Consider the following 12232-nt stretch of genomic DNA (forward strand, 5'->3'; position numbering starts at 1 on the left):
GAATTTCCGTATTCGTTTAACAAATAGACTCAAAATTAAAACGGGAAGAACCAGTCGTACAACACCACGCCCCAGGGACGCTTCGTACTCTGGTAAACTTTCCCGCGCTGGTGTTTGACGATATCCAGGTTCGCAATGTTTTCACTCAATGCTGTATTGTCGCGATTGACATCTTTACTGCGAATCTCTCCCGTCAGCCGATATTCCCAGACATCCCGATTACTGCGAATGCTCTTGCGGGCTTCCAGGATCAGATTACCATTCGGGCGAATATCAACCACGGTCGCGGCGATGCGGTACTGAATCCCTTCGCGGTCCGCCACCTGACCAGTACTCTGCAGGCGTCCCTGCAACTGCGTGTCAATCTTGGGACTGTTCAAGGCAGCGGGTGCCAGGTTTCCGGCGTTATCAATTCGCATGAACTCTTTGAGTTCCGCTTTCAGAGTTTCGGTACGGTTCCGGTTAAAACGGGAATCGATGGTCACGCTTGATTTTTCATCTACCATAATCGTGATGATGTCGTGCACCTTGACAACAATCGGCTCAGGCGCGGGTACGTAGATCAGCGAATAATCACGCAGCAGTGGTGGCTTGGGCGAGGGCGTATACAGGTCACCTTGCCCGAATGTATTCGCCAGGGACTCGGTCACTTCCATCGCCTCGGATGAGTATTCAAACTGATTCATACGGGCGGCCAGACGTTCCGGCGGCGTGACGGGTTTGTCTGCCTTCTGACGCAATGCTTCGATGTTACTCAGTTCGGAAGTACCCTGGGTGGATCGTATTGCAGTGCTCTGATTGGCCTGCGCGGTGTTCTGCACAGCTGGACCCTGTGCCCGCACGACGCTCGAACAAAACAATACGATACATCCCAGGGAAATCGCCTCCCGTAATACTGCCAGCTTTCTTCTTCGCTGGCAGGTTCGCACACTGATTCCTCTGAGTGACTTCATTTGGACCTCCCCCCTCTTTGAATTTCGTATACGGTCTGCACCTGACCGCCTCGCGAGGGACCAGCTGACTCGGTCGTACCGGAGATGAACTGGATTCCCGTCGACTGGGGCATCTGGCTGGACGGACGGTAATTCACTTCGGTCTGGTTGTAACCGGTCACCGTCGCCGTCAAACGATCGCGGCCTTCCAGAGCGATCAGTGTGATCTGATCCCCCATGGAACCATCACCGCGTGCCCGCATTTCGCGGCGGACAGAAATGCCGCCCCGTCGGGCATACACGGTTACGATCGCACCATCACGTACCAGGGGGACTTCGATCAGGTCTTCGGTTCGCATCGGCTGCGTCTGATAGACAGTGCGGGTCAGTTCGCGGCCAATTACCTGCCGCGGATCGCTGATCCCTTTCTGATCTTTTTCGGGTCGCATCCAGACCAGGTCGTCGGCGCGAACCACTGTACCCCGATTTAATGTGTATTTGGCTGCCAGAATTTCCGGCACTCGTTGGATCTGACAAACCACCCGCACCTGTCGGACCATACCCTGAGCATCTTTCAACTGTAGCAGAACAGGTTGCTCGGTCTGACGGTTCAGATCCAGCTGTGAAAAGTAAAAGCCATCGGCCCGGGTTTCACGTACCACAGGCACGTCTGCCGGCTGCAATCGGACCGAGACCGTAAAATGGCTGGCCTGGGGAGCAGTCCGGCTGATCCAGTTCTGGAGTGCCTGCTGGACTTTTTCTTCAGTCTGCTGCAACTCCTGCTGTGTCGCGACCTTCTTAACCTGGGGCTCTTCCCGCGGGCTTTCAGAACTGACACGGATCTGGCTGCGTCCTGTTAACTCCAGCCGGCTCAAGTCAACGCCCAGTGCCTGCAGGCGACTGCGGATTTGTGAAACCGTGATAACCTGGGTGCGCCCCTGCGCCGGTGCAGGCTGCAGGATCATCGCCTGCATACGGGCGGCTTCCGCTTCATCCGCGTTCAGCACGTCAGCCACATCGCCCAGACGTACCACGGACGAATTCACGACCGCGGTCGCCTTCAGCCGCAGAATCTCAGCCCGCACATCACACGTGTGGCTCAGACAGCAGGCTGTCAGCAACAGACTTAAAACGGATTTGGCCCAGATACGATTCATTACAGATTTCAAATTTCTATGGTTTGTCGGTCAGAGAGTCAGCTTAGAAACGACGCAGATTCGTAACGGTCTGCAGTGTCTGGTCGGCTGCCTGTACCACCTGACTGTTCAACTCAAAGTTGCGCTGTGTTTTAATCAGTTCGACCAGTTCCCGTACGGGTTCCACATTCGACTGTTCCAGGAAACCCTGTCGTAACTGGCCGCGTCCTTCTGTCCCCGGGTTACCGATCTGTGCGTTACCGGAGCCGGTCGTTTCGGTATACAGGTTGTCTCCCTGACGCAGCAGACCCTGGTTATTGATGAAGCGGGCAATCTGAATGTTGCCGGCGATCTGAATCTGTGTGGATCCCTGCTGCTGATAACTCACGACACCATCCCCGGAAACCGTCACGTTAATCGCATCCTGGGGAATCGAAATGTTCGGCTGCAGAAGATAACCCTTGTCCGCGGAGGCCATGACCAGGTTACCGTTTGCGTTGAGTGTGAAGTTTCCGGCCCGCGTGTAGAGATCCTGGGTGCCGTCGTTCACCTGGAAGAAGCCGTCTCCCACGATGGCCAGGTCATAAAGTCCGTTCGAAGGCACGATTGATCCCTGACTGAAATCACCTTCCGTGCTCTGAACGCGAACACCAATACCAAGGTCGGTGCCAGTGGGGGTGATGTTTCCCTGGTTGTCCTGCACACCGGGCAGTTTGAAATGCTCGTAGAAGATGTCTTCAAAATTCGCGCGGTTCTGCTTGTAAGCAGTGGTACCCGCGTTGGCCAGATTGTTGGCAATGGTATCGAGATTGAAGCTGTTCGCTGCCATTCCCGTCGCACTGGAATACAGGGCTCTGATTGCCATCGGTTGTCTCCTTACTTCCTCAAGTTCTGTAACGGATTACAGAGCTAAAATTGTCTTTGATTGTTTGATTTCTATCTGCGGGGCATGCTTTGTATCAGACGGCCCAGGGAGTCATCCTGCAGTTTGATCATGTTGATGTTAGACTCGAACATCCGGGTAGATGTCACCAGTTCCATCATCTCCTCGATGGAGTTGGTGCCGGACGCTTCCAGAAACCCCTGTTCGATCGTGACCGGCCCTTTGGCCTCGGAAACACGACCTTCAGTGGTGTAGAGGCTGTTTCCCATTTTGACGAGTTCGTTAAGCGACGATGGCATCACGATCGCAATCTGTCCCCGGGTTCCCAGCGCCTGTCCTTGGGCGTCAAAGGGAGTCACTAGACCATCGGGAGAAATTTCCATGCGAACGGCATCGACGGGCAGTGTAATTTCCTGGCCGTTGGTATTCAGCAGAGGCAGCCCCTGATCGGCAGTCACAACGCGGCGCTTACTGTCCAGAGAAAGGGACCCGTTGCGAGTCAGATAGGAGTTTTGAGAATTGCCGACCTGGAAGAAACCCTGCCCTTTTAAGGCCAGGTCAAAATCGCTTTCGGTCGAGATCATGGCCCCGTTTTCGAAATTGGTCGTCATCACTTCCAGAGTGATACCACCACTGTGGTTTTGCAGATCTCCGGGAAGAGGCGCCAGGGGAGCCTGTTTCTCGTCGGCAGGCGGGTTCATGCGAAAAATGGGTATATCACGCTTGAATGAAGTCGTATTCGCATTCGCCATATTGTTAGCCAGCACATCCATTCGCACTGAATTTGCATCAGCGCCTTGTGCTGAGAGGTACATGCCGTAAATCATTTAGATACCTGTTATGAACCGCCGCCATCTGAATAAATAGACAGTAACGATGTCAACGAGTTTCGATAGACACTTCCCCCCGTCTATCTATCGGAACTCGCTAACAGGTATCTTTAATATAATCGGAAAAAAGAGTTTATTTCTCCTATTTTCACATCTGCAAGTAATTCGGACTCGCGTATGTGCCGGCATGCCCTAATCAATGTCTGGCCGATGAATGTCTGGGCACTAGAACCGTCTCTAAAAGATGATCAGTTGGCTGCTGTCAAACCAAGGCATATAGAGAACATGGAGAACAAAAAAGATACTGCTCCCACGAGAGAAATATAATAGCATCGGTCCGTTGTAAACTGACCTGGAAGGTCCAGAATTCTCCGCCAGATCAATTAACAACCATAGTGGCTCTTCAGCAACCAGCGCCTGATCAATCAGCGATCATTGCGATCAATTATAAACCACAGCTCTGCAGGGGTTCACATTCGACTTCAAACTGGGTGACCAGCTTACGAATTTCAGCGCGATTCACCTGAACATCATCAGGTGCTTCAACCCCCAGACGTACTCGATTCCCCTTTACTGACAGCACTTTGATCGAGATATTGTCGTTAATCACAATCTCTTCATCCTTGCGTCTTGTGAGCACTAACATAGTGGACTCCTTTCTTAAGTTCATTCCTTTGATAAATCTAACCAAGCCCTACTCAGTAGAGTGAAAGAGTTACATCCATCTCTAGAGATTATACGCAGCAAACAAAGTTCCAGTTTGCAGAAAAATCGAAATTTTTAAAATATTTATCATAACCCTTAAAGTTTACTGAATGATGCGACACGACACCGCACTAACCCTATTCCACCCCCTTTAACATGCCCTGAGAGTCACGCAAAATGCTTCACTATTTTGGCACAAAAGTGAAGCATTTTGCAGCAGTGTGGTAAACTTGCAGTAGATCGATACACAAACCTGACTGCGAGCCAGTCAGGCCAATGGTCGATATATGCAGGTAACGCAATCAGAGGCTCAATACTACTTATTCAGTCAACTACCCAGGGGGGAAAGTCCCATGCTACTCGTTCCAAGGTCTTACCTGACCGCACTCATATTAGCAGGTCTGTGCATTCCACCCACACTTCAGGCTGCAGACCCTCCAAAGGGCACCGCACTGCCCGAAGTGATTCCTGACGACGCCATGCCTCCCAAAAAACTTCCGAAGCTCTCAGAAGTCATGAGCATTGCCCGGGAGTATTTCACAAATCGCAAAGGGTATGAGTCCGGTGATCTGCTGACCAGCAATGACGTCAAACCTCTGTTTCGGGAACTGCAGCAGGCTGGCTGGAAGGTCAAAGCGGAAAAAGTGATTCTGAGTCGGATGCATACCAATAGCGATTTTCTTGCATCGCAGCTGAGTACTCCCAAAGGCGTCAAATTCATGCGTAAAATCGCGAAGATGCCAGGCGGCTACGATCGCCTCGATCATCTGCTGAAGATGCCTTATGGCAAACGACGGATCAAAGAGTTCATCGACTCCCCCGGCGGTTACACGATGATTGAATACATGACCACAACCCAAGGGGGCAAGAACTTGGGAAAATACCTCTCCCAGACCAAGACCGGAAAGGGCTTCAACCAGCCGACAGACATGATCTACACCCAGACAGAGCTGCTGCAGGTGATCCAGGAAACATACCAGGCAGAGAACAATCCCAAAGGCAGACGTAAATAGTCTTCTATCAATCCTGGTATGATCAACGATATAAAAAGCCCCGCACACTTTTCAGCGTGCGGGGCTTTGTCATTTCAATATCGATTCAGAACTAAAGACACAAAGTTTTCAGTGCATTCAGCCTTCGAGATTCACACCGAAGAACTCGGCACTTTCAGCAATATCTGCTCGGCATTCTTCGATCATCTGTTCGATTTGTGGTTCTTCAAAGTCAAAGAAAGTGATCAGCAGATCTTCGGCTTCGGCGAATTCTTCTGAATTCCGGTTCCATAAGGAGCCAGCTAAGAGACTTCCCGTCCGGAGCGCCATTCCCAATGGACAACCGTGCTGACCGGTATCATGGTGATGTTCAATCGCCACAACCATTTCATGCGGGAGATCCCAGAAATCCATCAGGCGTGCGCCCAACAGAGCATGGTCAAATCCAAAGAACTGACGTTCGCCTTTGACCAGCGCTTCGCCGTGCGGATAGCTTTCATAAATCAGGCTGTACTGTTCCCGCTCAACCTGAGAAAACACGAGAATCCCCACATCCGCCAGCAGGCCGGCAGTGTAGGTTTCATCTTTCTTAAGACATTTATGATGGTCTGCCAGATGAGCCGAAATCGAGGCAATCGTCAAAGCACGCTGCCAGTAATCGGCGAAGATTCGTCCCTTACTCCGTTTAGTCAGTGACTCCACCATGGAGAAGCTGACCGTTAACATCCGGATGGTATCTTTTCCCAGGTAGGACACTGCATGCTTGATGCTCGTAATCCGACGCGATACACCGTACTTGGCTGAATTGACTACCTGCAGAATTTTGGCAGCCAGTCCCGGATCGTGTTCGATACAGTTTACAATATCATCGATCCGGCTCTCAGGATCGCGGGTCAGCTGCAGCACCTGCTGTGCGACCTTGGGTGCGGAATGTAATCGATCCAGACGTTGAACAAAGGCGTCTGCAAGATCGCCCGGGTCTAAACAATTATCAACTAACATGACCGTCCTTCTCTCTGTTCTCAGGCTCTCTATATATGTTCTGCCCCTTCAGGGGAACCTCGTTGAAATCTATCTTTGAGAGCAGCGGGGAACGGCAGAAACTGGAGCGTACGAACCGATTTTTGGATTCTTGGCAGGGACTCTTCCAGTCGTAACGGTCAGCAGTTTTATAATGAGAATGGCCAGAACCTTGAGTCCAGAGAAATCCCTCCTCAAGGTCCGAATTTCAGGCCGCCTGGTTTCAGCGTAGCAGCTCCAGGCCGGTTTCCCTGATTTCGTAAGGGATCAGGGATTCATCGACGGCACTGCCACGATGTTTCGCGATGTGTAATGCACGGCTCATCCGGTTGCCTTCCCGGATCTTTCCCATCAGGATGATCGTATTGGCATTGGACAGGACGTCACCACTTTCGATGGGACGCTGAATCAGGTCATCCAGCATTACCTCATGCGTGGTTAACAGCAACAGGCAGCCGATCTGCTGGCAGTCGTAACGATGTGCTTCAATCTGCTCCTGCTGACTGCGAAACTGTGCCCGAAACAGATCACGGGCCACCCAGTCGTATTCTTTGCGCAGGATCTGATGGTAGACGTATTCGAAGGCATGGAACTGGAAGGAATCACTGGGCCGTTCGGTCGGTTCGATCCCGTCAATCACTGTACGCCGGACACCATGCACAAAATTGGCATAGAAATACGCGATTGCAGCATCCAGCTTTTTGACAAATTCCAGCTTCCATTCCTTCCACTCATCCAGCTCCATATCCCGGCGGGTCACCCGGCGGCCACTTTGGCGGAAGAGATGCTGATAATCTTTGCGCGCCTGTTCCCGCTCCCAGATCTGTTCCAGATCGAAGACCTCATCGACGAGTTGCTCCCGTAGTTTCCATTGAAACAGACGCTCTGCATAATCCTCGTGACTTTGTGAATCGCCGCGGGTCGCCATATCGAACAGAATGCCGGTCTCCCCTTCCTGGGCGAGTCCTGCCTGAGCATACTGCAGCCCCAGTTGCGTTTTTCCAATGCCGGTCGCCCCCAGAACTACTGTCAGCTTTCCGGGCAATAATCCCCCCGACAGCATTTCATCCAGTTCCGGAATTCCCGTTTGTTGGCGCAGTTCAGACATAATTCGACTCGTTGACAGGCAGAGGCGGTTCGCCTCCAGGGGTATAGATTCGTTCGCAAGAAAGCACGACCTCAGTGCATCTTAAACGGTGATGAAGCGATCCCGGGCAGCCACATTCCACTGACCGACCACTTTGCCGCCGCTGACAACCGTTACCGATTTGTGCAGGGCCGAGGTCGGACAGACGTGTCGGGGAATGGCCAGCAGCTCGTCACCCGGCTGAAACTCTCCTGCCCGTTCAGTCAATACAACCAGATGCTCTTCATTCTGCAGTACTGGTTTGGCATCGGGTAAATCGGGGAACCGACAGCGGCCTTCCATCGCGGGATCCGAAGCAATCGCTTTATAACCCAGGTCAAACGTAACCCGATCAGGGCCAGGCCGACTGATCACACGTGTCAGAACCATCGCCGCCGGTTTGAATTTCAGATCTGGAAATAGTTCGCCGTACCCGACGTCGTGAAACACACAGGTTCCGGGACAGACTTCAATCGCGGGATCATCAATACTGGCGAAGATTGGAAACGAACCGGTCGCACCCGCGACAATCCGGGGGACTTTCAATCCCTCGAGCAGCAGTTGATCACGCAGTTTGGAAACATGATGCCAGACCTCTTTGACGGCGACCTCTCGCTCATGGAAATCGACCTGGTGATTCTGACCGTCATAAACGTGCAGGCCCGCGGGAATCAGACCGGGAGTATTCGCAATCAACTGGTAAAGTTCTACCGCTGCGTCTCCGGGTACAATCCCGGTCCGGTTCTGCCCGGTATTCAGATCGAGCAGAACTTCGATTTCGAGTCCCGCTTCGGTCATCGCGGTTCCCAGCTGTTCGATGGGGGTAGGATGATCGGCGGTTACCTGTAGCGCCACATCGGGCCAGCGTTTGCGGAACTCAATGGCCCGCGCGATATTCGGTCCTACCAGATTGTATGCCAGGCAGATGTCTTTGACACCGGTCTCGGCCAGCATCTCCGCTTCAGCAAAGGTCGCCGCCTTGTGCTTCTTGATGCCCAGCGAGAGTTCCAGCTCGATGACTTCCCGCATCTTATGGGTCTTGCAATGCGGTCGCAGCCGGTCGGGGTTCCCCACCAGTGCGATCATCTGCTTTAAATTCTCTTCCACAAGATCTTTAAAAATGATCATCCCGGGAGAGATAATCTGACTGGTATCCTCTATCTGATAGCATGCATCCATGAGCAAACCCGATTCACGTTTCTGTTAAATGCCCTGGAAAAAGACATGTTCAGCGGTCTTTTCCAGAATCCATGATTTGTCGTCATCCGACAGGAACGGCAGTCCGTTCTTGATCAGATCGATCGACGCCTTGTAAGTATGGGGTCCCTGCACCTGGTAAGGGCAGTCGGTAGCCCACATCAGGCGTTTGGCACCAAAGGCCTGATACACCTTTTTAATGAGTGGCGCCAGATCATGGTAGGGCATCTGCTTCTTGCCCAGGGCATAAAAGGCAGAAACTTTGACATAAACGTTGGGATGCTTAGCCATCTTACACAACGCGTCGACTTCTTCAGGCTCAATCTTACCCGTCACGCCGATCCGTGCCAGGTGGTCGATCACCACGGTCGTGTCGCGATGCTTTTGACACATTTTATCCAGTGCGGGCAGCCCGTTGGGATTCATCAGGCAGCACATGGCCATGCCTTCTTTTGCACCGGTCGTCCACATCTCTTCCATGCACGCACCGTCCAGCCACTCGTCGACCTTCTTCGTCTTCGGTGCAATCCGGAAGCCCCGGACTCCCTTTTTCTTGAGGTCCAGCATCTTTGGCGTCGGGTTGTCCCCCTTCTGGTCGATCACAGCCACACCGGAAAACATTCCCGGATACTTGGCCATGCAATCCAGCATGTAGCTGTTGTCAAAACCATAGAAGGACATCTGGATCAGCACGACCCGGTTCACACCGACCGGCATCATCTCAGCCTGCAGCTCTTCCGCAGTAAAACTGGGAGGCTGCATATCCGCGACCTTATACCCGGGAGCCAGGGGGTATTTTTTGACGTCAGGAGTCCAGACATGCGAATGTGCGTCGATATATTCCATAGCATGATCCTCAAAAGAGTCAGAAACCCGTTGGACAAAGTCGGCTCAGGAACCGGCTTTCTCTTTATAGAAAAACTTATGCACCAGTTCCTGTGGCGGAGGTGCAGTCAGCTTCGTGACAATGAATCCACAGATGAACGAACCAAACAGACCGACAATGATCGGATCGAAATCGAACAACTGATATGGCTTGAAAAAGCTGCCATTCTCGAAGTATCCGGTCACGTACATCGCCAGATGCAGTCCGAAACCGCCCACCATCGCCCCCATCGCACCAGCGGCATTTACACGTCGCCAGTACAGAGCATAGACGATTGGTGCCAGGAAGCTTGCCGCCAGTCCACTCCCCACATACACAATAATGTCCTGCAGGAACTGGGGTGGATTGATCGCGACAATCATGGCTGCGGTACCAACGACAAAGGTCGCCAGGTAACTCAGCATTTTAATTGTCTTCTCGCTGGCTTCGGGATTGATATTCCGCTGATACACGTCGCGGACCCAGGCAGAGGAAATCAGCAACAGGAAGCTGTCTACGGTCGACATCACAGCGGCAAATGGTGCCGCCACCAGCAGACCAGCCAGCCAGCCCATGCCGATGTTCTCCGTCAGATAAACGGCCATCGCCGGCATGATGCGGTCGGATTCGCCTTCCATCCCCGGCAAAATCACCCGGGCACAACAGAAAATCACCACCAGTGGGAAGTAAATCAGGGTATAGTAAATGGCCACGGTACAAATCGAACGCTGCAGCGTTTTCGTATCGCGGAACGCCATCAGGCGAACCATATTTGCAGGCTGCCCCGTTCCGGAAATCGCCCACATGAAGAAGAACGAGATCGCCAGGCTTAAAGGCAGAAACCCATTATTACTGGCAGGGCTGGGCCCCGGACCGACAACATAAGCACCCTGCTGACTTGCTTCCTCTCCATAGGCATACTGCACCAGATCAATATTGGAGACACTCACCCCACTGAGGAAATTCTCCTTTTCTTTCCGTTTCAAAATGCGATCGATGTCTTCCAGCGTGGTCAGCTGAATAACTTTCACCTCATCTACAGTAGTTTTGCCTGCTGGAATTTCTGAAGCAGCGGTCACCCGGAACAACAGCGGGACTTTAGAACTTTCAATCGGATTGTCTGTGATCCAGGTGCCAACCTCAATTCGCATGTCCTCTGCAGCAGGTTTATCCAGGGTTAGCGTGATCCCCCCCTTGTCTGCAGCGGAATAACGGGGAGGCGTCATTTTCGCCATCAGCTTGGTGGTGTTCTCCAGTCCGCCCGCCTGTGAAATTGCCAGGGGGAGCATGATGATCACACCGATCACCATCACGATGCCCTGCATCACGTCGGTCCAGACCACCGCATGGAAACCACCATACGTTGTATAAACAATCACGGCGATACCAAACACCAACAGGCAGAGCAGGTATTCCGGACTCACACCATCAGAGAGAAATGGGATACCCGAGACAGCCTGTGCCAGACCGTCAGCAGTGCTCTCAAACACAGAGACGCCATCGAGCAGCGTCTGCAGAATCAGGCTGCCCGCTTTGAACTGGGCCACCAGGTTAAACGACATGAAGAACACGATCAGCGAGACGGCCATCAAACCCAGAATGGGACTGTGAAAGCGGTCGCGAATCACGTCGGGAACCGTAATCGAACCGGAGCGCCGCGCAATCTGGTTTAATCGTTTCCCGATCAAACCCATCGTACAGATCGGGACGACCATGTAACTGCCGATCCACAAGGCGAGAATCCAGCCGTGTGAATAAATCTTGGACGGAAACCCGGTAAAACTTCCACCGGAACTACTGGTGGCAGCAAAGGTCAAAGCGAAGGCCCAGACCCCCAGGCCACGACTTCCCAGAAAGTATTCACTGAGGAAGCTTTTGCTTTTGAGCAGCTGGTTAGACAGGGCTGCGAGCACGAAGACTGCCAGCGTATAGATCATAAAGGAAATCAGCGCCGCATCGGGGCCGGTTTCATCTGCTGCAAACAATAATGGTAGACTCTGACTGGTAGCTAGTAAGACTTTCAAGACTCATTCCCCCCGGTAGTTGCATCATCTTGTGCTGCGTGCATCTCTGCTATTTCTTCTGCGAGATCTTCACCTTCGTGAGCTACTCCGAGGTCGTCTTCTTTCATATAAAACAGGCAGAACCAGATTGTAAACAGGTCAGCTAAGACCCAGGGAAATGCAATCCCCCAGAACACCCAGCTGGGTATTCCCATTGTCGTCTCAACCGCTTCAGGATCCAGTCCCGACTGAAACCCGTTCAGGTAACAGTAAGGCACGGCCCACAGCAACGCGACAACCCATAATCCCAGGATAATCCAGGCCTCACGCCTGGAGTTTAAAAAGACAGGGTCGACTTCCATGGACTCTGTGTCGTTCACTGGTGCGGTCATTGCACGGCCCTCACTTTTAAACGTTTCTTTATTAAATGAGCGTTTGAGCGAACGATTGTACTCTCGATTCTGACCAGACACAAAGGACCTCTGCCCGAATGACAAAAAAAATCAGAACTGAATTCAGAGTGACAGAATCGTGAACAGACTG

Annotated in this window: 12 protein-coding genes; 1 reads left to right on the forward strand and 11 read right to left on the reverse strand. The window is 52.3% G+C overall.

The genetic code is table 11. The features are described 5' to 3' along the window. Positions 1–35: 35 nt before the first annotated feature. The 5 genes from F1728_RS10245 to csrA all read right to left on the reverse strand — a co-directional run bounded on the left by F1728_RS10245 (position 36) and on the right by csrA (position 4427). Positions 36–953, reverse strand: a complete 918-nt coding sequence (locus tag F1728_RS10245) for a flagellar basal body L-ring protein FlgH (protein WP_155364014.1) — start codon at positions 951–953, stop codon at positions 36–38. Continuing rightward, complete coding sequence (gene flgA / locus F1728_RS10250) at positions 950–2089, reverse strand: flagellar basal body P-ring formation chaperone FlgA (RefSeq protein ID WP_155364015.1); 1140 nt, start codon at positions 2087–2089, stop codon at positions 950–952. The genes F1728_RS10245 and flgA overlap by 4 nt, the downstream gene beginning before the upstream one ends. A 43-nt stretch (positions 2090–2132) precedes the next feature. After that, complete coding sequence (flgG, locus tag F1728_RS10255) at positions 2133–2933, reverse strand: flagellar basal-body rod protein FlgG (protein ID WP_155364016.1); 801 nt, start codon at positions 2931–2933, stop codon at positions 2133–2135. Positions 2934–3004: 71 nt separating this feature from the next. Beyond that, the gene (locus F1728_RS10260; RefSeq protein ID WP_155364017.1) at positions 3005–3778 is read right to left on the reverse strand and encodes a flagellar hook-basal body protein; all 774 of its coding nucleotides are present in this window, start codon (positions 3776–3778) and stop codon (positions 3005–3007) included. 448 nt (positions 3779–4226) lie between these two features. Continuing rightward, positions 4227–4427, reverse strand: a complete 201-nt coding sequence (gene csrA / locus F1728_RS10265) for a carbon storage regulator CsrA (protein ID WP_155364018.1) — start codon at positions 4425–4427, stop codon at positions 4227–4229. Positions 4428–4839: 412 nt separating this feature from the next. Between csrA and F1728_RS10270 the strand changes: the two genes are divergently transcribed. Further along, positions 4840–5499 carry a hypothetical protein gene (locus F1728_RS10270; protein WP_155364019.1) on the forward strand — a complete coding sequence of 220 codons (660 nt, stop codon included), beginning with the start codon at positions 4840–4842 and terminating at the stop codon, positions 5497–5499. A 117-nt stretch (positions 5500–5616) separates the two neighbouring features. Here F1728_RS10270 and F1728_RS10275 read toward each other — a convergent pair whose 3' ends face one another. From F1728_RS10275 to F1728_RS10300, 6 genes are all read right to left on the reverse strand, one after another. Further along, on the reverse strand, positions 5617–6480 hold the full coding sequence (locus tag F1728_RS10275) for an HDOD domain-containing protein (RefSeq protein ID WP_155364020.1): 864 nt from the start codon (positions 6478–6480) through the stop codon (positions 5617–5619). A 241-nt stretch (positions 6481–6721) separates the two neighbouring features. Continuing rightward, positions 6722–7606, reverse strand: a complete 885-nt coding sequence (locus F1728_RS10280; protein ID WP_155364021.1) for an RAD55 family ATPase — start codon at positions 7604–7606, stop codon at positions 6722–6724. An 81-nt stretch (positions 7607–7687) separates the two neighbouring features. After that, complete coding sequence (locus tag F1728_RS10285) at positions 7688–8803, reverse strand: D-TA family PLP-dependent enzyme (protein WP_155364022.1); 1116 nt, start codon at positions 8801–8803, stop codon at positions 7688–7690. 24 nt (positions 8804–8827) lie between these two features. Next, entirely contained in the window at positions 8828–9667 is an 840-nt protein-coding gene (locus F1728_RS10290; protein WP_145439101.1) for an amidohydrolase family protein, read from the reverse strand. Positions 9668–9712: 45 nt separating this feature from the next. Beyond that, positions 9713–11710: a sodium:solute symporter family transporter gene (locus tag F1728_RS10295; protein WP_155364023.1), complete on the reverse strand. Its 1998-nt coding sequence runs from the start codon at positions 11708–11710 to the stop codon at positions 9713–9715. Continuing rightward, entirely contained in the window at positions 11707–12081 is a 375-nt protein-coding gene (locus F1728_RS10300; protein ID WP_145036876.1) for a hypothetical protein, read from the reverse strand. The genes F1728_RS10295 and F1728_RS10300 overlap by 4 nt, the downstream gene beginning before the upstream one ends. Between the last annotated feature and the right edge of the window lie 151 nt (positions 12082–12232).

It is taken from the genome of Gimesia benthica (assembly GCF_009720525.1).
GTDB classification, from domain to species: Bacteria; Planctomycetota; Planctomycetia; order Planctomycetales; family Planctomycetaceae; genus Gimesia; species Gimesia benthica.